Annotated in this window: 20 protein-coding genes and 1 pseudogene; 12 read left to right on the forward strand and 9 right to left on the reverse strand. The window is 71.1% G+C overall.

The window, feature by feature from the left end:
• Positions 1-9: 9 nt before the first annotated feature.
• The 4 genes from VTA80_RS14380 to VTA80_RS14395 are packed head-to-tail and all read right to left on the reverse strand — an operon-like array spanning position 10 to position 4648.
• Positions 10-1167 (reverse strand): acyltransferase family protein, encoded by a 1158-nt coding sequence (locus VTA80_RS14380; RefSeq protein WP_407341780.1) that lies wholly within the window; start codon positions 1165-1167, stop codon positions 10-12.
• Complete coding sequence (rfbA, locus tag VTA80_RS14385; protein WP_407341772.1) at positions 1164-2033, reverse strand: glucose-1-phosphate thymidylyltransferase RfbA; 870 nt, start codon at positions 2031-2033, stop codon at positions 1164-1166. Before rfbA ends, VTA80_RS14380 begins: the two co-directional genes overlap by 4 nt.
• Before the next feature lie 48 nt (positions 2034-2081).
• A complete protein-coding gene (locus VTA80_RS14390) occupies positions 2082-3608 on the reverse strand; it encodes a hypothetical protein (RefSeq protein ID WP_407341781.1) in 1527 nt (508 codons plus the stop codon).
• Positions 3500-4648 carry an N-acetylmuramoyl-L-alanine amidase gene (locus tag VTA80_RS14395; RefSeq protein WP_407341782.1) on the reverse strand — a complete coding sequence of 383 codons (1149 nt, stop codon included), beginning with the start codon at positions 4646-4648 and terminating at the stop codon, positions 3500-3502. The genes VTA80_RS14390 and VTA80_RS14395 overlap by 109 nt, the downstream gene beginning before the upstream one ends.
• A gap of 276 nt (positions 4649-4924) precedes the next feature.
• Between VTA80_RS14395 and manA the strand changes: the two genes are divergently transcribed.
• On the forward strand, positions 4925-6136 hold the full coding sequence (gene manA / locus VTA80_RS14400; protein WP_407341783.1) for a mannose-6-phosphate isomerase, class I: 1212 nt from the start codon (positions 4925-4927) through the stop codon (positions 6134-6136).
• A 36-nt stretch (positions 6137-6172) separates the two neighbouring features.
• On the opposite strand, the gene VTA80_RS14405 is transcribed toward manA, so the two are convergent.
• Positions 6173-6919 carry a TIGR03089 family protein gene (locus tag VTA80_RS14405; protein ID WP_407341784.1) on the reverse strand — a complete coding sequence of 249 codons (747 nt, stop codon included), beginning with the start codon at positions 6917-6919 and terminating at the stop codon, positions 6173-6175.
• A 133-nt stretch (positions 6920-7052) separates the two neighbouring features.
• Between VTA80_RS14405 and VTA80_RS14410 the strand changes: the two genes are divergently transcribed.
• From VTA80_RS14410 to VTA80_RS14420, 3 genes are all read left to right on the forward strand, one after another.
• Positions 7053-7376 (forward strand): WhiB family transcriptional regulator, encoded by a 324-nt coding sequence (locus tag VTA80_RS14410; protein ID WP_407341785.1) that lies wholly within the window; start codon positions 7053-7055, stop codon positions 7374-7376.
• A gap of 31 nt (positions 7377-7407) precedes the next feature.
• A complete protein-coding gene (locus tag VTA80_RS14415; RefSeq protein WP_407341786.1) occupies positions 7408-8292 on the forward strand; it encodes a glycosyltransferase family 2 protein in 885 nt (294 codons plus the stop codon).
• 2665 nt (positions 8293-10957) lie between these two features.
• A complete protein-coding gene (locus tag VTA80_RS14420) occupies positions 10958-12763 on the forward strand; it encodes a DUF5719 family protein (protein WP_407341787.1) in 1806 nt (601 codons plus the stop codon).
• A gap of 50 nt (positions 12764-12813) precedes the next feature.
• Here VTA80_RS14420 and VTA80_RS14425 read toward each other — a convergent pair whose 3' ends face one another.
• On the reverse strand, positions 12814-13920 hold the full coding sequence (locus tag VTA80_RS14425) for a glycosyltransferase family 4 protein (protein ID WP_407341788.1): 1107 nt from the start codon (positions 13918-13920) through the stop codon (positions 12814-12816).
• 119 nt (positions 13921-14039) lie between these two features.
• On the opposite strand from VTA80_RS14425, the gene VTA80_RS14430 reads away from it, so the two are divergent.
• Positions 14040-14996 carry a glycosyltransferase family 2 protein gene (locus VTA80_RS14430; protein WP_407341789.1) on the forward strand — a complete coding sequence of 319 codons (957 nt, stop codon included), beginning with the start codon at positions 14040-14042 and terminating at the stop codon, positions 14994-14996.
• Positions 14997-15225: 229 nt separating this feature from the next.
• Here VTA80_RS14430 and VTA80_RS14435 read toward each other — a convergent pair.
• Both VTA80_RS14435 and VTA80_RS14440 read right to left on the reverse strand, forming a co-directional pair.
• Positions 15226-15615, reverse strand: a pseudogene (locus VTA80_RS14435) (C40 family peptidase); the annotation flags it as partial.
• A 130-nt stretch (positions 15616-15745) separates the two neighbouring features.
• Positions 15746-16195, reverse strand: a complete 450-nt coding sequence (locus VTA80_RS14440; protein WP_407341790.1) for a metallopeptidase family protein — start codon at positions 16193-16195, stop codon at positions 15746-15748.
• Between the two features lie 94 nt (positions 16196-16289).
• On the opposite strand from VTA80_RS14440, the gene VTA80_RS14445 reads away from it, so the two are divergent.
• Genes VTA80_RS14445 through mtnN form a run of 7 tightly spaced genes read left to right on the forward strand, consistent with a single transcriptional unit; the run spans position 16290 to position 20985 of the window.
• The gene (locus tag VTA80_RS14445) at positions 16290-16646 is read left to right on the forward strand and encodes a DUF3499 domain-containing protein (RefSeq protein ID WP_407345779.1); all 357 of its coding nucleotides are present in this window, start codon (positions 16290-16292) and stop codon (positions 16644-16646) included.
• A gap of 7 nt (positions 16647-16653) precedes the next feature.
• The gene (locus tag VTA80_RS14450; protein WP_407341791.1) at positions 16654-17052 is read left to right on the forward strand and encodes a hypothetical protein; all 399 of its coding nucleotides are present in this window, start codon (positions 16654-16656) and stop codon (positions 17050-17052) included.
• Between the two features lie 44 nt (positions 17053-17096).
• The gene (locus VTA80_RS14455) at positions 17097-18605 is read left to right on the forward strand and encodes a phosphomannomutase/phosphoglucomutase (RefSeq protein ID WP_407341792.1); all 1509 of its coding nucleotides are present in this window, start codon (positions 17097-17099) and stop codon (positions 18603-18605) included.
• Positions 18606-18607: 2 nt separating this feature from the next.
• Positions 18608-18832, forward strand: coding sequence for a Trm112 family protein (locus VTA80_RS14460; RefSeq protein ID WP_407341793.1), 225 nt, complete (start codon positions 18608-18610; stop codon positions 18830-18832).
• Positions 18832-19809 (forward strand): cation diffusion facilitator family transporter, encoded by a 978-nt coding sequence (locus tag VTA80_RS14465; protein ID WP_407341794.1) that lies wholly within the window; start codon positions 18832-18834, stop codon positions 19807-19809. The genes VTA80_RS14460 and VTA80_RS14465 overlap by 1 nt, the downstream gene beginning before the upstream one ends.
• Entirely contained in the window at positions 19802-20269 is a 468-nt protein-coding gene (locus tag VTA80_RS14470; RefSeq protein ID WP_407341795.1) for an S-ribosylhomocysteine lyase, read from the forward strand. Before VTA80_RS14465 ends, VTA80_RS14470 begins: the two co-directional genes overlap by 8 nt.
• Positions 20266-20985: a 5'-methylthioadenosine/S-adenosylhomocysteine nucleosidase gene (gene mtnN / locus VTA80_RS14475; protein WP_407341796.1), complete on the forward strand. Its 720-nt coding sequence runs from the start codon at positions 20266-20268 to the stop codon at positions 20983-20985. The genes VTA80_RS14470 and mtnN overlap by 4 nt, the downstream gene beginning before the upstream one ends.
• Before the next feature lie 115 nt (positions 20986-21100).
• Here the strand turns inward: mtnN and VTA80_RS14480 are convergent, their stop codons facing one another.
• The gene (locus VTA80_RS14480) at positions 21101-22018 is read right to left on the reverse strand and encodes a glycine betaine ABC transporter substrate-binding protein (protein ID WP_407341797.1); all 918 of its coding nucleotides are present in this window, start codon (positions 22016-22018) and stop codon (positions 21101-21103) included.
• Positions 22019-22041: the final 23 nt, after the last annotated feature.

A 22041-nucleotide genomic window follows, 5' to 3' on the forward strand; every position in this document is an offset into this window, starting at 1 on the left:
CCGACACGCTCAGCCTGAGGTCGTGCGCCGCGGTCCGCGTGCGCGGCGCATGACCGGGCGTTCGATCAGCAGCCAGCTCCCGATGGCCAGAGGGATTGTCGCGAGGGCGGCAACGAGGTCGAACACGACCAGCCCGTGGCGGTACAGGCCGGTCATCGCGAGCAGCTGCTGGACCGGGAACGCGTAGATGTAGATGCCGTACGAGACATCATGGCGGCGCATCAGGTCGGGCATCGGCAGCACGGCGCCGAGCCACAGGATCACGTAGGCGATCAACGGTGCCGCTGCCTGCGCGCCCCACGACTCGAACCGAAGCACGAGGGCCCCGCCGACGAGCACGGAGGCCAGCGCGAGCGGCCAGGTCAAGGTGATCCGGTCCTTGAGGAGGTAGAGCAGCCCACCGCCGAGGAAGAACGGCAGCAGCTTGATCATGAAGAGCGCATCCGGGTGGTTCCCCAGGTAGGGCATCACCCGCGCGCCGTTGGCCTGGACCGCAACCGCGAGCGCGAGTACTGCGCCCAGGCCCCAGGGGGACCGCCGGAACCAGGCAAAGCTCGCCAGGACGGCAATGACGAGGTAGCAGCCGAACTCGTAGTACAGGCTCCACAGGGACCCGTCCCACGCGCTTGCATACGGGACTCCGAGGGGGGTCTGCCCGACGTCGTACACGTTCATCCGCAGGGTGAGGTTCGACAGCATGTAGTTCGCCGGTGTGGTGGCTGTGCTGAGGAAGCCCTGCAGCGAGCCGTGGAACCAGAGCCAGTTCAGCGGTGCAAAGACGCCCGCCGTGAGCGCGAGGCAGGTGAGGAACGCGGGGAAGATCCGTGCGATGCGGTGCACCAGGTACTCGCCGAGCGGTTTGGCGAGGCGGCTGCCGGTGATGAGGTAGCCGCTGATGGCGAAGAACCCGAAGACCGCCCAGCCGCCGATGTTCTCGCCGTTGAGGTGCGGACCGACGCCCGCACCCGCGATGTACCAGCCGTGGGCGATGAGCACGAGGTACGCGAAGACCAGCCGCAGGAGGTTGAGGCTGTTGCGGCGCGGGTCGAACGGCACCGCGCCGAAGCGCCAGATCGCCGCGCGCGACTCGGGGTCCGGCGGCCGGAACGCGGGGGAGGGCTCCACCGCCGCAGGCAGGGAGCTCTCAACGGGGGTGGCGGCGCTCATGTGTTCTGTTCGAGGAGGCCGAGGAGGTAGGTGCCGTAGCCGGATTTGACGAGTTTGGTGGCGCGTTCGACGAGCTGGTCGTCGGTGAGGAAGCCGCGGCGCCAGGCGATCTCTTCGGGGGAGCCGATCTTGAGGCCTTGGCGGTGTTCGACGGTGCGGACGTAGTCGCCGGCTTCCATGAGGGAGTCGAAGGTGCCGGTGTCGAGCCACGCGGTGCCTCGGGGCAGGACCTCGACCTGGAGGCGTCCTTGGTCGAGGTAGACGCGGTTGACGTCGGTGATCTCGTACTCGCCGCGCGCGGAGGGGGCCAGGTCGCGGGCGATCGCGATGACGTCGTTGTCGTAGAAGTACAGGCCGGGCACGGCGAAGTTGGACTTCGGTTTGGCGGGCTTCTCTTCCAGCGACAGTGCGGTGCCGTGCTCGTCGAACTCGACCACGCCGTAGCTGGTGGGGTCCGCGACGCGGTAGGCGAAGATCGCGGCGCCTTCCAGGGTCTGGAAGCGTTGCAGGCGGGTGCCCAGGCCGGGGCCGTAGAAGATGTTGTCGCCCAGGACCAGGGCGGCGGTGTCGTTGCCGACGAAGTCGGCGCCGAGCACGAAGGCCTGGGCCAGGCCGTTGGGTTCGGCCTGGATGGTGTAGCTGATGGCGATGCCGAACTGGGAGCCGTCGCCGAGCAGGCGGTGGAACTGGTCGGCGTCGTGGGGGGTCGTGATGATCAGCACGTCCCGGATCCCGGCCGCGATCAGGGTGGACAGCGGGTAGTAGATCATCGGCTTGTCATAGACCGGGACGAGCTGCTTGCTGACGCCCATCGTGATCGGGTGCAGCCTGGTGCCGGACCCACCGGCGAGAATTATTCCGCGCATGGTCACACAGTGTGGCGCACCCGACGGTGGGGCCGTCGCAACCCCCGCTCAGGGGACGACGACGGTGCGGCAGTTGAGCATCGTGTTGGGGCCTTGTGCGGTGTTGATCCCGTAGACGCACATCGAGCGGAGCCCGGGGGCGACGCGGGCCGTGTAGCTGAATCCGTGCCGGTCCCCGCGGCCGAACGCCGCCGCGATGTCCGGCCGCGACAGGTCGGCCGCCAGCGCGACCCCGACGCCGTCGATGTAGATGTGGACCTGGTTCGACGCCCAGGTGTCGGGGTCCAGCGTCCACCCGCTGAACGTCAGGGCGCCGCGGGTCGCGACGACCGCGTCGAGGACTCCGATCGGGGCGGAGTCGGGGACAACGACCGTGCGGCAGGTGAGGGTGACGTTCGTGCCACCCGACGTGTTGATCCCGAACACACAGATGCCGTGCGAGCCCGGAGCTGCGGGGAACGAGCGGCTGAAGCCGTGCTTGTCCCCGCGCCCGAACGCTGCGGCCACGTCGGGTCGTGACTGGTCGGCCAACATGGCGGTACCGACGCCGTCGATGTACACGTGTGCCTCGGTCGAAGCCCAGGTGTCCTGGTCGAGGGTCCAGCCGCTGACCGAGATCCCGGTGTTGTCTGTGGTCATGGAGTCGACCGAGCCGATCGGGACGGTGTCGACCACGACGACCGTGCTGCAGCCGAGCAGCGTGTTCGCGCCGGCGCCCGTGTTGATGGCGTGCACGCACACGTCGTGGCGACCCGGCGGCAGAGCTGCCTGGTAGGTGAAACCGTGCCGATCGCCCTTGCCGAAGATGGACGCGATGTCCGCGCGGCTCTGATCTGCGTGAACGACGGTGATGGCCCCGTCGACGTAGATGTGCACATCGGTCGGACCCGTGGTGTCGGGGTCGAGGGACCAGCCGTTGAGCAGGATCCCTGTGCTTGAGGCGACGACCGAGTCAAGGGCGCCGAACGGTGCTGCGAGTGACGCAACCGCGCCGACCGTGACCGTGCGACAGGACAGAACCGTGTTTGCCCCGCCCGCGGTGTCGATCGAGTACACGCAGATGCCGTGACTCCCGGCGGAGAGAGAACGCGTGTGGCTGTAGCCGTGCTTGTCTTTGATGCCGAACGCCGCAGCGACATCGGGGCGCGACTGGTCGGCTAGGAGGGCGACGCCGACCCCGTCGATGTAGACATGCACCTCGTTCGGCCCGGACGTGTCGGGGTCGAAGGCCCAGCCCGAGACTGTCAGGCTGTTGTTCGTCGTGGTGATGGCGTCGACGACGCCGACTGGCGCCGAGTTCACGCTGCGTGCGGTCTGCGCCGCGATCTCGCGGATGTTCGGCAGCGCCGCGTACCCGCCGTTCCCGGGGCACGCGGTGAAGGCGGTGTCCCGGTGCCCGAAGATGCGCTGGATGCTCACGTTCTGGTTCGAGAACCGCGAGTTCTCCCCGGCGCCGGTGTAGTAGTTCATCGTCTCCTGCGGGTCGAGGCCGTACGAACCAAGGCGCCAGCCGATGATCTGACCCACTCCCTGCTGGGTCGCGGCCGACGGCACCGCGTCGTAGGTCCCCAGCATGGAGACCCGAGGGTGCCGGTGTTGAACCCGCCGGTGTGTACCCCGATCACGGCCTGAGTCATGCTGTTGGCCCGGCCCTCGTAGATGTTTCCCCACTTGTCGACGATGAAGTTGTAGCCGATGTCGCACCAGCCGCGTCCGCTGATGTGGTAAGCGGCGTCGTTGCGGATCTGCTGCATCGCTTCGGCGACCGACGAGTAGGAGTTGCTCCCTGCGGTGTGGTGAACCACGGCGCCGACCAGCTTCGAGGCGACGTCGGGCGCGCACACCTGGGCGGGTGCGCCCCACTCGGCGCGCGAGATGACCCGCGGTGCGGCGGCGGTCTTGAGCATCCCGGTGGTGAACGAGGCCGACTGGATAGTCGCCTTGCCGTTCGCGGCCGTACCGACTACACGGTCACTGGCGGAGGTCTCGGCCGATCCGACCAGCGCGAGGCTCAGGCCGGCCGGCCCGCCGTCGGGCGTCGCGTTGAACGCGAGCTGGACGGCGTCGGCGTCGCCGATCGACACCGGATCGGTCCCGCCGCGCACTGCGTTGGCCGCATCGGCGGTGCCGGCGTCCGGGGCGTCGTCGCCGGGCTGCAGATCGATCCACTCCGACCACGTGCCGTCGGTCTGCGTCCGGACCTGACCGCCGAGGTCGCCGACCTCGGCGCCCTCCGGCCAGGTCACGCCGATCGTCTGGAACCCCGCCGCGTCCACGACCTCGCTCTCGACACGCTCGGCGGAGACCAGCTGGTCGGCGACCACCACATCCGGGTTGGCCTGTGGCTCCGGGGCGGCCTCGGACGGGCTCGCGGACGGCGTCTCGGCGACGGCCGACTCCACCGGCGGCACGACGATGCTCTTCTCCTCGAGATTGACGCCGTCGCCGCCGTCGCCCGCTGCGCCCGTCCGCGTCGGAACCGCTGTGTCGACCATGGCGTCGCGTGCTGCCGCCACCGGTGCGCCGGGGCCAGCGAGAGCGTCCACGACGCGTGGAGCGGGACCGGTGAGCCCCGTCAGGGCGAGCAGTGCCACGAGGGCGAATTTCAGGTGCATGACGATCCTGACCTCAGGGGCTGTGGTGATGGAGATTTCGGCCGCACGGTACGGTGATGGCGCACGGCAGCGATGAGAAAGCCTTGCTCTCTCCACTATCGCCCGTACACCCGAAAGAGTGAGACTTTCTGCGTTTCTGCCTCGCCGAACAAGAGCGAACCTAGTCACTCGGTTCGTGAATGGTCAGACGAACCGCCGGTGGTGGGGCGCGCGGAATTGTGTAGGACCTTGTCCTCTGCACTCACGTCCGCCCCCTCCCGATCGAAGGCATCCGTCATGATCAGCCTGACCAACCCCGCGCGGCACTATGCCTGGGGCTCGTTGACGGCGATCCCGGAGTTCCTCGGGGTGCCGTCGACCGCGGAGCCGGTTGCTGAGTGGTGGATGGGTGCCCATTCGAGCGCGCCGTCGCGGAGCGCGGCGGAGCTCGGGGGAGTGGGGCTCGATTCGCTGATCGCGGCCGATGTGGTCACGACGCTCGGGGCCGACGTCGTCGCCCGGTTCGGCCCAGCATTGCCGTACCTCCTCAAGCTCATCGCGGCCGAGACCCCCCTCTCGCTGCAGGTGCATCCCCACCTGGAGCAGGCGCGGGCCGGGCACGCGGCCGAGGACGCCGCCGGGATCCCCATCGACGCGCCGCATCGGAACTACCGCGACACGAACCACAAGCCGGAGCTCGTCTACGCGCTGACGAGCTTCGAAGCCGTCTGCGGGTTCCGTGCGCCCCGTCGCGCAGCAGAGCTGCTGGCGGGTCTGGACGCGCCGCTCGCCCAGCAGCTGCACCAGGTCCTGATCGATGATCCTTCGCCTCAGGGGATTCGTTCGGTGTTCACCCGGCTGCTTGAACCTTTGACCCGTCCGACACGCGCCGAGGTGCTCGAGGTCGCGCACGCCTGCGCCGCCCGGCTCGCCGCCAGCTCGACGTCACCGCGTGCGGACCGGATCGTCGTCGCGCTCGCAGGGGCCTTCCCCGGCGATCCCGGGGTGGTGACGTCGCTCCTGCTCAACCCGGTGACCCTGCACCCCGGCGAGGCGATGTTCATCCCGGCCGGCGGGGTGCATGCGTATCTCCACGGCTTCGCCGTCGAGGTGATGGCGAGCTCGGACAACGTGTTGCGGGCGGGGCTGACGTCGAAGCACATCGATGTCGCCGAGCTCCTGCGCAGCGTCGACTATGTCGCGGCGCCGCCCACCCGCATCGCGCCGGAGATCCTGAATGCGGCGAGCAAGATCTTCTACGCCCCTGTCGACGACTTCCAGCTCTCGGTCACGGAGGTCGCCGATGGCGACCTTCACCTCGTTCCCGGCCGGGGTCCGCGGATCCTGCTCTGCCTCGAGGGCGAGCTGACCTTCACCTGGGGGAGTGACACCCGTGCGGGAGGTCAGTCGTTGACTCTCGGTCGCGGTCAGACGGCGTTCGCCCCGGCGTCTGATGGGCCGCTGACCGTGCAGGGAGCCGGGACCGTCGTGCAGGCGGACGTTCCCTAGCGAGTGCAGGTTCTACGCCCGACTTGCGGGCTCCGCTCACTCTCCAGCGTTGACTCTCTCGCTCTCTACCAGGCGCGCATGACGAACCGGGTCCGCAGCGAGCTCCGCCGCGACTGATGGTCCGAGCAGCACGAACGAGCCGTCGCATGCCAGCACCCCGAGGATGGAGCGGAGCGTCGCGACCACGTCCCCATCTCGATCGTTTCCAGCCTCGAGAAGCACTCGCATCCCGTCCGGCGTGTTCATCCCACCGCCGGCCCACGCCACCAGCTCGTCGTGGCGGACAACCGACCCGGCTCCGTGAATCGCCGATCCATCGCCGTCGACCTCCGGCGCCCACCCGATCTGATCCCCGTACGTCATCACGGCCGACGCCGCATCCACCGCCCCTGCCGGTAGCTCTCCGTCGAACCGCCGAGCCAGCCCAGGCAGCGCCACGGCCACCACCTGCTCCACCGCCGGGAACCCCCCGGGCCGGTCCGTCACGACGACGTCGGCCGCCCCGGCCTCATCCCCGACCACCACGCACGCCCCGCACCGCCACGCGGCCAGCGCCCACACCACGGTCCGCCAGTGCGCGGGCAGATCGAGCCCGATCCGCACCCCGGGGCCGGCGTCGAACTCCTCCACCAGGAGGTTCGTCGTCTTCGACACCCAGTTGGCGAGCACCGCGCCGGACAGCTCGATCCGTTCGCCGCCCTGCCCGTACCAGGTCAGGCGAGGACGGCCCGGTTCGCGGGTCACGAGCGCGAGCACTTCGGCCACGGAAGAGGGTGGGTTCACCCCGCAAGACTAGGTGCCCGGAAACCCTCATTTCTCGCTCGCACCTACCACCCGAGCGCTTGACTTCCGCGAACGACACGCGTGTAATTCCCCTAGTGAGTTTTTCCGTTCAAGGCGAGCTGGAGGTACCAACATGTGGAATCTGCTCGACGCAGACGGCCCCTTCCCGTCGGACCACCAGCGCGCCGTCGGCGTCGCGCCGGTGCTTCCGCTCTTCGGTGCCCCGGCTGACGACACCGTCGCAGGCTGGCAGGAGCGCGCGCTGTGCGCGCAGACCGATCCCGAGGCGTTCTTCCCTGAGAAGGGCGGCTCGACCCGCGAGGCCAAGAAGGTGTGCACCGGCTGTGACGTGCGCGGCGAGTGCCTCGAGTACGCGCTCGAGCACGACGAGCGGTTCGGCATCTGGGGCGGCCTGTCCGAGCGGGAACGGCGCAAACTCAAGCGCCGCGTCGTTTGACGCGTCCCGTCGGTGGGGTGCTCCACAACGCATGACTGACACCCCCGCAATGCTCAGCGCCCCCGCGCCTGCGGTGGCTCCGACGGGACCCCCGATCACGGCGGTGGTGGTGACGCGGGGTGTCACCCCGTACCTGCGCGAGACCCTCACCGCACTCGGAGCCCAGACCCGCATCGCCGCGCGCGTCGTCATCGTGGACGCCGCACTGCGCCACCCGGGTGAACTACCGGCCGACGACGTCGCCCAGCTCGCCGCCCGCATTCTTTCCCCGGTCGGGACCGACCTCCGCGTCGTCGACGAGCCCGGCGCGCGCACGTTCGGTCACGCCGTCCGCGGAGCCCTGGGCCAGCTCGCCCGCTCCGACGGCGCGCCGGCCGCGGGCGGCGCCGCGACGGCCCCCGGTCGGACCGGCTGGCTCTGGCTCCTGCACGACGACTGCGCGCCCGAGCCCGCCGCGCTCGACGAGCTCGTGCGTGCGGTCGAGCACTCGCCGTCGGTGGCGCTGGCCGGCGTCAAGCAGCGCAGCTGGACCGACCCGGCGCTCCTGCTCGAGCTCGGCGTCACGACCTCCCGCCTCGGCCGCCGGATGACCGGCATCGAGGAGGGCGAGGTCGACCAGGGGCAGCACGACGGGCGCGACGACGTGCTCGGCGTCGGCTTGGCCGGTGCGCTGGTCCGCCGCGACGTGTGGGAGGCGCTCGGGGCACCGATCCGCGGCTCGGGCCGTTCGGCGACGGCCTCGACCTGTCCCGGCGCGCACGGCTCGCGGGGCACCGGGTCATCGTCGTCCCGACCGCGGCCGTGCGGCACGCCCAGGCGTCCTACAACGGTCTGCGCGGCGACGGCGCCGATCCCGCCGCCGAGCTCACGTCGCAAGCCCCGGACGACGTCACTTCGGACCAGGCCGACCCCGTAACGGCCCCAGCCGACCCCGACCCGCGCCGATCCTTCGGTGCGCGGCGCCAGGCCCATGTGCACGCCCGCCTCGCGTCCGCGCCGGTGCTGCTGCTGCCGTTCCTCGGCGCCGGCTACCTGATCGCCGGGGTGTTCCGGGCGCTGGTCCGGCTCGTCATGAAGGACCCGCTGCTCGCGCTCGCGGAGATCTCCGCACCCGTCGCCGCCCTGCTCCACCCGGGCCGGATGGCGCGGGCGCGTGGCGTCTCCCGTCGGGCCGAGGTCCTCTCCCGCCGCACGCTCCGCCCGCTCCAGAACACCTGGCGCGACGTCGTGCGCGAACAGCGCGACGGCCACCTGTCCCGCGTCGAGCTGCGCCGCGTCGGCTGGGCACCCAGCGAGCTCGAGCTGACCGAGCTTGCGGCCCTTGCGAGCAAGCGCTGGTACGGGCTCGCCGCGCTCGCGGTGACGGTGGTCGCCCTGACCGCCGCGGTGCTGGGCTCGGTGCTCGGCGGCGTCCTGCGCGGTGGCACCCTCGTGGGCGGCGCCTTGCTCCCCGCGCAGCAGTCGCTCGGCGAGCTGTGGCACGCCGCGACGTCCGGGTGGGTCGGCGTTGGTCTCGGCGCGGCCGGCCCCGCCGACGCCCTGCTGACCGCGCTCGTCCCGGTCGCGGCCCTGACCGGGGGAGCCCGCGGCGCGGTCGAGCTGCTCTTCCTCGGCGGGCTCGTGCTCGCCGGGCTCGGCGCCTGGTTCGCGGCCGGAGCGGCTACCCGCTCGGTCAGCGTCCGGCTGTGGGCGGCCTTCGTGTGGGTCGCTGCCCCGAGCCTCACCCTTGCGCTCGACGGCGGTCGGGTCGGCGCGGTCCTCGCGCACGTGGCCCTGCCGTGGGTCGCCCTGGGCATCGCCCGGGCCCTCGGCGTCCAGCGGCAGGACGTCGTCCTGTCGGGGCTCGTCGGCGCGCGTCGCGTGCGCGACGACGAGGCCGCCGCTCCCGAGGAAGCAACCCCGAGCGCCCGCACGTCCCACGCGGTGCGCGTGCCCCCGGCGCCGAACGTGTCCCGGACCACGGCGCCGAGCGCGACGTCGTCGACCTCCCTCATCGCCGAGGCGACCGGCTCGATCGGTGCGGCCGCCGCCGCGGGGTTGGCCTTCGCGTTCGCCGTCGCCGGTGCACCGGTGCTGCTCCCGTTCGGGCTGCTCGCGCTGCTTGCCGTCGCCGCGCTCGCGCCCGGCCGCCGCGGCCGGTTGGTGCTCGTGGCGCTGCCCGCACTCGCGCTCGCGGGTCCCTCGATCGAGCAGGCGGTCAGCCGCGCCTCGAGCGGTGGTTGGCGGCTCCTGCTGGCCGATCCCGGCGTGCCGCTGGCCTCGACGGCCGCGCCCTCGTGGCAGCAGCTGCTCGCCTGGCCGGTCACGCCGCCCACCGCCGTGCTCGACCGGCTCCCCGCCGCGGTGGCCGGCACCCTGCCGTTCGTGCTCGGCGGCGTCGTCGTGCTGCTCGCGCTCCTTGCCCTGCTGCGGGGCCGGACCGTCGCCCGCGGGGTCCGGGCCGCGTGGCTCGTCGCCGCGTGCGGGCTTGCGGCCGCGATCACCTCGGGCCGAATCGAGACCGCCGCCGGCTCGAGCGACGTCGTACGGGGCTGGACCGGTCCCGGCGTCTCGCTCCTCCTCCTCGGGCTGCTCGTGGCGGCCGTCCTCGGCACCGGCGGTCTGCGGACGCGGATCGCGGCGTACTCGTTCGGCTGGCGTCAGGTCGGCGCGGTCGTCCTGACCGTCGTCGCGGTCCTCGCGCCGCTCGTGCCGCTCGCGGAGTGGACCGCTCGGGTCCGCCTGACGGACTCGGCCGAGGCCGGGGCGTTGCAGGTGGTCGCCCGGGACGGGTTCGTGGTGCCCGCGGTCGGCCAGCAGGCTCAGGACTCGCCCGACCGGTCCCGCGTGCTGACGCTCGCCGTGGGCGCCGACGGCGCGGTTGACTACCAGCTGCTACGCGGCGACGGTCCCCAGCTGGTCGACCTCTCGACGGCCGTCGACGCCCGGGTCCTGTCCGGCGCGCCGGGCAGCCCCGTCGTCGCGACCGGCGACCCCGTCGAGGCGCAGGTTGCAGGTCTGGTCGCGCGGATGAGTGCCGCCGCGGCCGGCAACGTCTCCGCCGCGCTGAGCGACCTCGCCGTGGCCGCCGTGCTGGTGCCGCCCGCGACGGGCCCGACGACGGCAGCCGCGCACTCGGACCTCGTGGGCCGCCTCGATGCGACTGCCGGTCTGGAGCGCATCACCGAGAACTCGACCGGCGTGATCTGGCGGGTCGCCGCCATGACCGACGCCGCGACGACGGCCGGGCCGGCCTGGGCGCGGATCGTGGTGCCGGGGACCGACGGTGCGGTCGTCTCCGCCGAACCCCTCGAGGCGCTCCCGCTCGCAGTCCGCACCCGGGTGCCGGCCGGTGACGCCACCCGACTGATCGTGCTCGCCGAGCGCGCCGACCCGGGCTGGCGGGCTTGGCTCGACGGCCGACCGCTGCGGTCCGTGACGGCCGACTGGCGCCAGACGTTCGCGCTCGGGGCCGACGGCGGCCGGCTCACGGTCTCCTACTCCCCGCCGGACCGCGCCCCCTGGCTCGCGGTGCAGGGCGCCGTGGTGCTCGTGCTCGTGCTGCTCGCCGTGCCGACCCGACGCCGCAAGGGAGGAACTCGATGACCGCCCGCCCGCCCGTCGAGCCGGATGCCGAGGGCCTCGCCGTCGATCCCGCCGCCGTGAACCCTGATGTCGTCGACTCAACCGCCGTCGTCCCGGATGGCGACGACTCAACCGCCGTGGGCCCGGATGGCGACGACCTAACCGACGTCGACCCGGATGGCGACGAGCTCGACGCCGTCGACCCCGCTGCCGACCCTGCGCCGCGTGAGCGGGCACCCCGCACCTCGGTGCGCGGCCGGATCGCCCGGATCGCAGGGGCGGTCGGCGTCCTTGCCGCCTGCGGAGCCGTCGTCGCGGCCGGTCTGGCCGCACCCGTGCCTGCCGACGCCGCGGTCTCCCCGCTCACCGTGCAGGTGCCGCCGTCGGCCCGTTCGCTCGTGTGCGCCGGTCCGCTCGTCCTGCCCGAGGGTGCCGGGACCGGCGACTCGGCGTTCGATCCGGTGCCTGTCCCGGTCCTCACCGAGGTCCGCGTGCTCACCATCCCGGGCGCCGGAGCGCACGAGGCGTCGTCGGGCACGCTCACGCCGCTGGCGGGCGGCTCGTCGATCGCCCAGCTTGACCCGGCCGGTTCCGGGGCCGCGGCCCAGCGAGCGGCGGGCGTGACGGGGCCGACGCTGTTGCGGGCCGAGCCCGTTGGTGACGTGGCGCCGTTGATCGGCGGCGCGACGGCGTCCGTGACCACGGCCGGTGACCTGCGCGGCCTCGCTGCGGCGTCGTGCCAGGTGCCGGTGGCCGACCAGTGGCTCGTGGGCGGCAGCACGGAGATCGGCAACACGTCCCAGCTCATCGTGAACAACCCGGGGGCCACCGCGGCTCAGGTGTCCGTCGAGCTGTTCGGCCCTTCGGGTGCGGTCGACCTCGCGGGCGCCGCAAGCTTCCTCGTGGCACCCGGTGCCGAGAAAGTCCTGCTGCTCGCCGGGGTTGCTGCGGAGCAGAGCCGCATCGCGGTGCACGTCTCTGCTGCCGGCGGGCTCATCACGGCGCATGTGCAGGACAACCGGCTCGACGGGTTCACCCCCGACGGCACGGACCTCGTCAGCGCGGGCACCCTGCCGGCGACCCGGCAGGTCATCGGGGGGCTCGTCGTCCCCGAGTCGACGATCGGCGCGCCGGACGTCGCCCAGCTGCGGCTGCTCGCGCCGGGCGATACCGCGACGACCGCGACGATCAGCCTGCTTGGCGCCGATGGTCCGGTCGCACTACCGGGCGCCGACTCCGTGCAGCTCATCCCGGGGGAGGTCACAGACGTCTCGCTCGGCGGGCTGCCGGCGGGGGCCTACACCGTGGTGGTCGACGCCCACGTCCTGATCGTGGCCGCCGTGATGATCACGCGGCCCGGGCTCCCCGGGCAGCTCGATGACCTGCCGACGCTCGAACGGGCCTGGGGTGCGTCGGCGACCCCGGGGACCGGTGGCGTCGTGGCGCTGCCTGCCCGCGTGGTGGGCACCGTCCTGCTTGCCGGTGTCGGCGCCGATGGCAGTACGGGTGCCGATGGCGCGGCGACGGGGACCCTGAGGACGTTCGGGGCGGACGGCGCCCTCCTCGACGAGCGTTCGGTGAGCGTCCCGGCGGGAACGACGACGGCCATCCCGCTGGCGTCGCTCACCGGTGACGCGGCCGTCGCGGGGATCGAGCTCGTGCCGCACGCGATGCCCCCAGGGCGAGTCGCGCTGTCGTGGTCTCTGCTCGCGACCGTCGCTGGGGCGGACGGTGAGTTCGTCTCGATCCTCACGCCGGTGCCGGCGGGGACCGCTGCGCCGTCGGTCGAGGTCCGCGCTGCCCGGACGCTCGGCCTGCCGTGATCGTTGCCCGGAGCAAGGGCAGCGAGGAGAACGTGTGCCGGGAACTCGGCCTAGCCGAGGGACCGGTAGACCTCGGCAGTCGCGGCAGCCGCGGCCTCCCAGGAGAAGACCGCGCTTCGCTCGAGTCCGAGTCGGCGTAGGTCTCGACCGGCATCGCCCGTGGCCTCCCGCAGTGCTTGCGCCATGGCGACGGCATCGAGCGGGTCAACGAGCAGCGCGGCATCGCCGGCGACTTCGGCACAGGCCGTTCCTTGCGATGTGACCACCGGCGTGCCGTGCTTCATCGCCTCGAGAACGGGAAGACCGAATCCCTCACGTATCGAGGGGAAGCAAAAGGCGCGCGCACCCGCGTAGGCGGCATCGAGATCGCGGCGACTGAGATGTCCGAGCACGTGGACGCGCTCGGGCGGCAGGTTGGACGGCAGCTCGGGCAAGCGACCCCAACCTTGGGGTCCCACGAGAACGAGATCGAGGTCGGGCTGGTCCGCGGCGATCAGGGCGAACGCGGCCAGGAGGGTCGGCAGGTTCTTCCGTGGCTCCACCGTTCCGCACCACATCACGTACTCGCGCGATACGCCGGTCTTTTCGCGCCATGCAGCCAGATCAGCCGGAGTGGGCACGGTGACGTGTGAGCCGTGAGGAATTACCACGATGCGAGCGGCTTCAATCCCCGCCTCGATGCAGTCGTCCGCAGTGACCTGGGACGGCACGATGACGGCCTGAGCGGACGATCGCGTGTGCGCGAGCGCTCGGCGGAAGAACGCGTTCCCCCGCGGGGTGAAGTGCTCCCGATCGTAGAGGAAGGCGACGTCGTGGACAGTGACGACGAGGGGCCGCTTGGTCGGCGGGATTGCCCAGGTAGTGGCGTGCACGATGTCCGCCCCACGGGCGAGGCGTTCGGCGCGAGGCCAGTGCAGTTGCTGCCACGCGTCGTAGAGCGGTCGCCTCGGGAGCTGTGCAAACCGGACAGGGATTTCCGGCGTCCAATCGACGGGCGCAGGCTCTCGGTGCCGGGCCGCCAGGCCGATGATGCTCAGGTCGTCGAAAGCGCGCAGGGCCCGCGCGAGCTCCACGATGTAGGTGGCGGTGCCCCCCGGGACCCGCTGCCAGCATTGCTCGACGGTCATCGCGACGCGGAGTGTGGGGTGACTGGACACGGCGCTCAGGGTACGGCGTTTGAGAGCCGCACCACGGCGGGGCTTGGCTCGCCAGGACTCGGCGATCGGCGCGTGCTGGTCCGCTTGTACAGTGGATGCTGCCGATCTGAGAGGACCCCATGTCGCTCGACATCTTTGTGCCCTACTGGGGAGACCCGGAGATGCTGAGGGAGACCGTCCGAAGTGTCCTGAGCCAGAACAGTCCCGACTGGCACCTGACTGTGATCGACGACGCCTACCCGGACGAGTCGGTGCCGGCGTACTTCGCTGAAATCACGGACGCGCGGGTCACGTATGTTCGCAATCAGACGAACCAAGGGATCACGGAGAACTACCGGTCTTGCGTCGCGCTGGCTACGCGGGACGTCGTCGTGATCCTCGGTTGCGACGATGTGCTCCTCCCGAACTATGTCGACGTCGTCCTGGCTGCGCACCGACGGGTTCCCTCGGCCGCAGTGGTCCAGCCCGGGGTGCGGATCATCGACGAGCGCGGGGAGGTTGTCCGCACGCTCGCTGACTCGGTGAAGAAACGACGAAAGATGGCGCGAACGAGCGTGCCTTTGCTGGTCGGGGGTGAGGATCTCGCGGTGAGTCTGCTGCGGGGAGACTGGCTGTACTGGCCGTCATTGGCGTTCCGACGGGACGTGCTCGTGGCGACACCCTTTCGCGACGGTATGCCGATCATTCAGGACCTGGCTTTGGTGATCGACATCGTTGCTGCAGGGGGAAGCCTCCTGGTTGAGCCGACGATCTGCTTTCACTATCGGCGTCACAAGGCAAGCGCATCAGCTGAGAAGGCGCTGGATGGCTCACGCTTTGTGGGTGAGCGCGCCTATTTCGATCTCGCCGCATCGCAGGCGAGGGCACGGGGTTGGCGGCGAGCAGAGCGCGCCGCACGGCTGCATCCCACATCTCGGCTCCATGCCCTGACCCTGCTCCCGGCTGCGCTGCTCGCAGGGAGATCCGGTGCCGCACGAACCCTGCTGCGCCACGTCCTCGTACCGGGCACGGGCTCCGTCCGGCGATTTGACCGGACACCACATGGCGCCGACGTCGGGGCACCGCGACCGCGCTGAAGAGGTTGCGCGCCCCCTCGTGGTGGTCCGCGTCCACTTCATCGCGGTTCCCCCATTCGGAAGGCCCCTGCACCTCCACGCTGCGCGGCGCGGCGCGGAATGAGCCTGTCCGGACGCGTTTGGTAAACGAGGAGTTCGCCCGTTCAGCCGATGTGAATGAACACCGGGCTTGCCTGTAGATCGCGCGAAAGGTCACTCCTCGGCCCGATTGCGCATCGATCTGCAGGTTGCCACCAGCAAAGATGGCCACGTGCCCGGGGCTCCAGATCAGGTCGCCGGGGATCGCCTGAGCGCGCGGGATGACGGTCCCGGCGTAGTGCTGGAGCTCGGAGGTCCGAGGCAGGTGCACGCCGGACTGTGCGTAGACGTAGGACGTGAGCCCAGAGCAGTCGAAGCCTGCGGGAGTTGAACCGCCCCAGAGATATGGCACACCAACGTACTGGGCTGCGATCTCGACGATTCCGTTCCTGAGTCGGGTCGGGGAAGTTGGCGGTGACTGCTTGGCCGTTGCATTCGAGGTCGACGTGGACGGCGATGGGATCGGTGGTGTTGGGGTTGGCGGCCCAGCCGGTGACGGTGACGGTGCTCGGGTGTCGAGCGGCCCTGATACGCGTGACATGTCTACGCTGCCGATCGCCTCAGGGTCGAACGCTGACACCAGTCCCGATCGACGGCGGGCGCCAGTTCTTAGGTCAAGTCCTCGGGCAGTATCGTCAGAACTGTCGCGCCGAAGCTCCCAAGAGAAGAAATCAGCGCCCCTCGTGGTAGTCCGGGTCGACCTCGTCCGGGCTGCGGGCGAGCAGGTGCGCGACCTGCTCGACGACGACGTCGCGCACCAGGTCCTCGAGGTCGGCCAGGTCCATCGCTCGGGTCTCCACCGGGCGCCGGTAGACGACGATCCGCGGGGGCAGGCCGACGTCGGCCGGGAAGTAGCGACCGAGCGGCACCCCGCCGTGCTCCCACGGCGCGGGGTTCGACGGCGGCACGTCCTCGACCGCGAACTCGGTGCCGTCCAGCTGCTGCGCCCAACGCTTCTCGAGGCGCGCGACGGCCTGCAGGACGAGGTGGTCGAACCGTTCTGCGCGCGTGCGATGGGCGGGAACGCCCGCCGGCAGCAGCGGGCCGCGCGGACCGCGGCCACGCCGGTCGCGGCGCCGCACGGGGCGCGCCGGCTCACGCGGAGCGGGCAGGGGATTCATGGCCTCAAGCCTAGTGCGGGTGCGGTTCGCCGGACCTGGGCATTCACCCGAGGCGGCGGACTGGGTGAACCCCTCAGGCGAGTACGCTATTGATGTGATATCCGTCCGGCAGTGTTCACGCCCAGCATGCACCCGAGGTGCTGTGGCGACGCTGACGTATGTCTACGCGGACTCGACCGCGGTGCTCGGGCCGCTGGCCCATCTCGCCGAACCTCATTCCTATGACCTTTGTGCGGATCACGCGGAGCGGCTGACTGCGCCTCGGGGGTGGGAGGTCGTGCGTCTGACCCCCGACTTCGTCGAGGTCGGGCCGAGCCACGACGACCTTCTTGCGCTGGCGGATGCCGTGCGCGAGGCGGGGAGGCCGCGTCACCGCGTCGCCCCGGAACCAGTCCTGGCCGAAGTCGGCCGTCGTGGGCATCTCCGCGTGCTGCGCGGGGATGGAATCTAGGAGAAACATGTCTACTCCCGCCACGGATCGCTCCGGCGCACCGACCCTCCCCACGACGTTTGCGACGCCCGACGGCGCCGTCGCCGCCGCCCGCACCGCGCGCTCCACTGCGCGAGGCATCCCCACGCAGCGTGCCCGCGGTCGTCGCGCGCAGGTCGCCGCGCTCCCGCTCGGCTCGATCGCCACGGTGGCGCCGCGCACCGCGCCCGGCACGACGTGCTGCGGCGTGTGCGCCGGCACCGCGCTGACCCACCTCGAGATGACGCTGACCGACGGCACCCCGGTGGTCTTCGTGTCGTGTCACACGTGCGAGCACAAGGGTTGGTTCGAGGTCGACGGCGACGGCACGCCGATGTCGCTGGACGCCGTTCTCGGCAGCGCGACGAAGATGACCGCAAAGGTCTGACGCACCCGAATCAGCATGGCCGCCGGATCGGTAAACTGTCCGGCGTGCCAGTCGACAGCGTGACCCCCGACCTGAACGCGCTCATCAAGGCCTACGACGTGCGGGGCGTGGTCCCCGACCAGCTCAACCCGCGCATCGCGCGCGCTATCGGCGCCGCCTACGCCGATGCGGTCGTCCTGCCCGACGCCGCCCAGGCGGCCTCCGGCGCGTCGCCGCACGACGTCACCCGGCCCGTCGTCGTGATCGGCAACGACATGCGCGAGTCCGGGCCCGCGCTCGTCGCGGCGTTCGCGGACGGGCTCACCGCACGCGGGGTCGACGTCGTCCTGATCGGGCTGTGCTCGACCGACGGGCTCTACTACGCGGCCGGCGCGCTCGACGTGCCCGGCGCGATGTTCACGGCGAGCCACAACCCGGCCAAGTACAACGGCATCAAGCTGTGCCGCGCAGGTGCGCGTCCGGTCGGCCAGGACACCGGGCTGGCCGCGGTGCGCGAGCTCACCGGTTGGTACCTCGCGCACGAGGTCCCGCAGGTCGACGCCGCGACACGCGGTGTCGTGACGAAGCGCGACCTGCTCGGCGACTACGCGGCGTTCCTGCGTTCGCTCGTCGACCTCAGCGGCATCCGCCCGCTCAAGGTGGTCATCGACGCGGGCAACGGCATGGGCGGCCACACGGTCCCCGCGGTGCTCGGGACGGGCGCCGGGCTGTCGGCGCTCCCGCTCGAGATCGTGCCGCTGTACTTCGAGCTCGACGGCAACTTCCCGAACCACGAGGCCAACCCGCTCGACCCGAAGAACCTGGTCGACCTGCAGGCTGCCGTCGTCGCGCACGGCGCCGACCTCGGGATCGCGTTCGACGGTGACGCCGACCGGTGCTTCGTCATCGACGAGAACGGCGACGCCGTCACGCCGTCGGCCATCACCGCCCTGGTGGGACTCCGCGAGGCCGCCCGCGAGCAGGCCGCGGGCCGCCAGCCCACGGTCATCTACAACCTCATCACCTCGAAGGTCGTCCCGGACCTGCTGACCCGCGCCGGGGCGACGGTCGTGCGCACGCGCGTGGGCCACTCGTTCATCAAGGCCGAGATGGCCGAGTACGGCGCCGTATTCGGCGGCGAGCACAGCGCGCACTACTACTTCCGCGACTTCTTCTTCGCGGACACCGGCATGCTCGCCGCGATGCACGTGCTCGCCGCGCTGGGCCACCAGGCGGCGCCGCTGTCGGCGCTGGCCGACGCGTACCAGCCGTACGCGGAGTCCGGCGAGATCAATTCGCTGGTCGACGACGTCCCGGCCGCGCGGGCCCGCGTCGTGAAGGCCTACGTGACCGAGCACGGCGCCGGGCCCGTCACGGTCGACGAGCTCGACGGCCTCACGATCAGCCACTGGGAGTCCCAGCCGCGCTGGTGGTTCAACCTGCGCGCCTCCAACACCGAACCGCTGCTGCGCCTGAACGTCGAGGCGGCGGACGAGGATGTCATGGAGAAGGTGCGCGACGACGTGCTGAGCCTGATCCGCTCCGGTGGCACCGGTTCCGACGAGAAGGAGTGACGATGTCCGACGCCTCGACCGTGTCCGCCCCGACCCTGGAGCCCTGGCTCCGCGCCATCCTGCGCTGCCCGGCCACGGGCGCGACGCTCGTGGACGGCGTCGGCCCGGACGGTCAGCCCGAGCTGGTCTCGACCGACCCGGTCAACCCGCTCGCCTACCCCGTGCGTGACGGCATCCCGGTCCTGCTGGTGGACGACGCGCGGCCGGTCCACCCGGCCGGCGCCTGATGTCGGCGGGCGGGAGCAACCGCGCGATCATCGCGGCGCTCGGGGCGAACGTCGGGATCGCGATCACGAAGTTCATCGCCTTCCTGCTGACGTCCTCGAGCTCGATGCTCGCGGAATCGGTGCACTCGCTCGCCGACTCGGGCAACCAGGCCCTCCTCCTCGTCGGGGGCAAGCGCTCGCGCCAGGCCCCGGACGAGGCGCACCCGTTCGGCTACGGACGCGAGCGGTACCTGTACGCGTTCATCGTGTCGATCGTGCTGTTCAGCATGGGCGGGATGTTCGCGCTGTACGAGGCGTGGCACAAGTTCGCCGACCCGCACCCGATCGACACCTGGGTATGGGTCCCGTTCGTCGTGCTGATCGCGGCCATCGGGATGGAGGGCTACTCGTTCCGGACGGCGGTGCACGAGTCCAACCACGTGCGCGGTGCGCAGTCCTGGGTGTCGTTCGTGCGCACCGCCAAGGCGCCCGAGCTGCCGGTGGTGCTCCTGGAGGACGCCGGGGCGCTCGTCGGGCTGGTGTTCGCCCTCGGCGGCGTCGGGATGACCGTCGCGACCGGTGACGGTCGCTGGGACGCGGCCGGTACCGCGTGCATCGGGCTCCTGCTGGTGACGATCGCCGGCATCCTGTCGATCGAGACGCGGTCGATGCTGCTGGGCGAGTCCGCGAACCCGGCCGTTGTCGCGGCGATCGCCGCCGCGCTGGTGGGCCCCGGTGTGGAGTCGGTCATCCACCTGCGCACGATGCACCTGGGACCCGACGAGCTGCTCGTGGCGGCGAAGATCGAGATCTCCGCGGGGGCGACCGCGCAGGGGATCACCACGGCCATCGACGACGCCGAGCGGCGCGTGCGGACCGCCGAGCCCCTCGCCACCCTGATCTACCTCGAGCCGGACCTGCGCCGGTCTCTCGTCACGCCACCCACCGCCGGCACACCCACCGCCGGCACACCCACAGGGGAGCAGCACCATGACTGAAGCCAGGATGAACGTCGAGAGCTTCAACCTCGACCACCGCACCGTCGTCGCGCCGTTCGTGCGGGTCGCGGACACCAAGACGCTGCCGCACGGCGACGTGCTGACCAAGTACGACGTGCGGTTCTGCCAGCCGAACGCGGACCGCCTGCCGATGCCGACGGTCCACTCGCTCGAGCACCTCATGGCCGAGCACATCCGCAACCACTCGGGCGCCGTCATCGACGTGTCTCCGATGGGCTGCCAGACCGGCTTCTACGTCCTGATGTCGGGCGAGCACACCTACGACGAGTTCCTCGACCTGCTCGCGGCGACCCTGGTCGACGTGACGCACGCGACCGAGGTTCCCGCCGCGAACGAGGTCCAGTGCGGCTGGGCGGCGAGCCACACGCTGGCGGGCGCCCAGGCGGCCTCGCAGGTGTTCCTGGACGCCCGGGCCGGATGGAGCCAGGTCACCGCATGATCTCTCCCGATCTGATCGGGGTCGACGCCGTCGTCCTGACCGCCATGCCGCAGGAGCTGGCGCCGTTCGAGGAACGCGCCGACTCCCTCGGGCGGGCGAGCGCGCTCGGCAAGGCCACGTGGCGCCTCGCCGCGTTCGGGTCGAGCCACGTGCTGCTGGTGACCAGCGGGATCGGTCTGGTGAATGCGGCCGTGGCGACCACGCTGGCGCTCACGCGGTGCCGGCCGGGCTTCGTCCTGAGCGCCGGTACGGCGGGCGGGCTGCATGCCGACGTCCAGGTGGGCGACGTCGTCGCCGGGACGACGTGCGTCTTCGGTGGCGCCGACGCCCAGCTGTTCGGGTACGCGCTCGGGCAGGTCCCCGGGATGCCCGTGAGCTACGCCGGCGACCCCGACCTGCTGGCGCGGGCGCAGGACCTGACTGGCGGCCGTCTGCTGCGCGGTCAGATCACTTCCGGTGACGCCTTCATCGACGGCACGTCCGTGGCCGGGGCGCGCGCACGGTTCCCCGAGGCGCTGGCGACCGAGATGGAGTCGGCGGCGATCGCCCAGACCTGCCACCTGTTCGAGGTGCCGTTCCTGACGCTCCGGGCGATCTCGGACCTGTGCGGCCCGCAAGCGGGCCAGGACTTCCACGTCGAGCTGGACGTCGCCGCGGCCCGTTCCGCGGACGTCGCGCTCGACCTGATCGCCCGCTCGGCCCGCGAACCCCGCTAGCGACGACCGGTTCCGCGCGCGGACCCGAGCCGGGTTGCCGCGGGCGCACAAAGACCTGTCGGCCGGGCTCGAGGAATCCCTCGCGCTCGACCGACAGGCGGTAGATCGACTGCGGTCAGGCCTTGTCGGCTGCTGCCTTGAGGTCCGTGACGAACGCCGGGTTGTCTGCGAGCCACTTCGTCGCGGAACCCTCGTTGTCCTTGCCCTTGTTCTCGTTGAACATGAGGTTCTCGAGCGAGAACAGCTGCTCGTCCGTCAGCGTGAACTTCGCGAGCCACGCGGTCAGCTGCGGGTAGTCCTTGCCGAAGTCGGTGCGGCCGACCATCTCGATCTTCTCCGCACCGCCGAGCGCACCCTCGGGGTCCTCGAGGTTGCGGATCGGGTACGCGTCGTAGGCCCAGTGCGGGCTCCACAGCGTGACGGCGATGTCGCGGCCCTCGTCGACCGCGCCGCTCAGCTCCGCGAGCATCGCCGACGTCGAGGACTCGACGAACTCGATGTTGTCCAGGCCGTAGGTCGGGATCACCTCGTCCTTCGTGATGCGGGTCAGGCCCGCGCCGGACTCGATGCCGACGAGCCGGTTGCCGACGACGTCGCCCTGCGTCTTGAGGTCGGCGATCGACTTCAGCGGCGAGTCCTCGTTCACGGCGATCGTGAGCTGAGCCTTGTCGTACCAGGAGCCGAGCTGCTCCATGTCGTCGCCGTACTTCTCGAGGTAGTCGGCGTGCGTGACGGGCAGCCACATGTCGAAGTTGACGTCGAAGTCGCCGCCGGCGATGCCGGTGTAGACGATCCCGGGGTCGGCCATCTCGATCGCGGGGGAGTACCCCTCGTCCTTGAGGATCGCCTGCCACAGGAAGGACGCGGCGATGCCCTCGTCCCAGCCGTTGTGGACCGCGATCTTGACGTCCTTGAGGTCGCCACCAGGGGTGAGCTCGGCGGCGTCCGCGGTGCCGGACGAGCACGCACCGAGCAGGAGCGCGGCGGACGCGGCGGTGGCGATCAGGGCCAGGGGGCGGGAGTGAACTCGCATGGTGTCCTTTCGATCTGCCGGGA

Source organism: Pengzhenrongella phosphoraccumulans (assembly GCF_045689905.1).
Classification (GTDB): Bacteria; Actinomycetota; Actinomycetes; order Actinomycetales; family Cellulomonadaceae; genus Pengzhenrongella; species Pengzhenrongella phosphoraccumulans.

Coding starts and splice junctions, on each gene's coding strand:
- manA (WP_407341783.1), top strand. CDS start 4,925: ATGATCAGCCTGACCAACCCCGCGCGGCACTATGCCTGGGGCTCGTTG.
- VTA80_RS14410 (WP_407341785.1), top strand. CDS start 7,053: ATGTGGAATCTGCTCGACGCAGACGGCCCCTTCCCGTCGGACCACCAG.
- VTA80_RS14390 (WP_407341781.1), bottom strand. CDS start 3,608: ATGCTGGGGACCTACGACGCGGTGCCGTCGGCCGCGACCCAGCAGGGA.
- VTA80_RS14430 (WP_407341789.1), top strand. CDS start 14,040: ATGTCGCTCGACATCTTTGTGCCCTACTGGGGAGACCCGGAGATGCTG.
- VTA80_RS14420 (WP_407341787.1), top strand. CDS start 10,958: ATGACCGCCCGCCCGCCCGTCGAGCCGGATGCCGAGGGCCTCGCCGTC.
- VTA80_RS14415 (WP_407341786.1), top strand. CDS start 7,408: ATGACTGACACCCCCGCAATGCTCAGCGCCCCCGCGCCTGCGGTGGCT.
- VTA80_RS14380 (WP_407341780.1), bottom strand. CDS start 1,167: ATGAGCGCCGCCACCCCCGTTGAGAGCTCCCTGCCTGCGGCGGTGGAG.
- VTA80_RS14450 (WP_407341791.1), top strand. CDS start 16,654: ATGTCTACTCCCGCCACGGATCGCTCCGGCGCACCGACCCTCCCCACG.
- VTA80_RS14460 (WP_407341793.1), top strand. CDS start 18,608: ATGTCCGACGCCTCGACCGTGTCCGCCCCGACCCTGGAGCCCTGGCTC.
- mtnN (WP_407341796.1), top strand. CDS start 20,266: ATGATCTCTCCCGATCTGATCGGGGTCGACGCCGTCGTCCTGACCGCC.
- VTA80_RS14470 (WP_407341795.1), top strand. CDS start 19,802: ATGACTGAAGCCAGGATGAACGTCGAGAGCTTCAACCTCGACCACCGC.
- rfbA (WP_407341772.1), bottom strand. CDS start 2,033: ATGCGCGGAATAATTCTCGCCGGTGGGTCCGGCACCAGGCTGCACCCG.
- VTA80_RS14440 (WP_407341790.1), bottom strand. CDS start 16,195: ATGAATCCCCTGCCCGCTCCGCGTGAGCCGGCGCGCCCCGTGCGGCGC.
- VTA80_RS14395 (WP_407341782.1), bottom strand. CDS start 4,648: ATGCACCTGAAATTCGCCCTCGTGGCACTGCTCGCCCTGACGGGGCTC.
- VTA80_RS14465 (WP_407341794.1), top strand. CDS start 18,832: ATGTCGGCGGGCGGGAGCAACCGCGCGATCATCGCGGCGCTCGGGGCG.
- VTA80_RS14480 (WP_407341797.1), bottom strand. CDS start 22,018: ATGCGAGTTCACTCCCGCCCCCTGGCCCTGATCGCCACCGCCGCGTCC.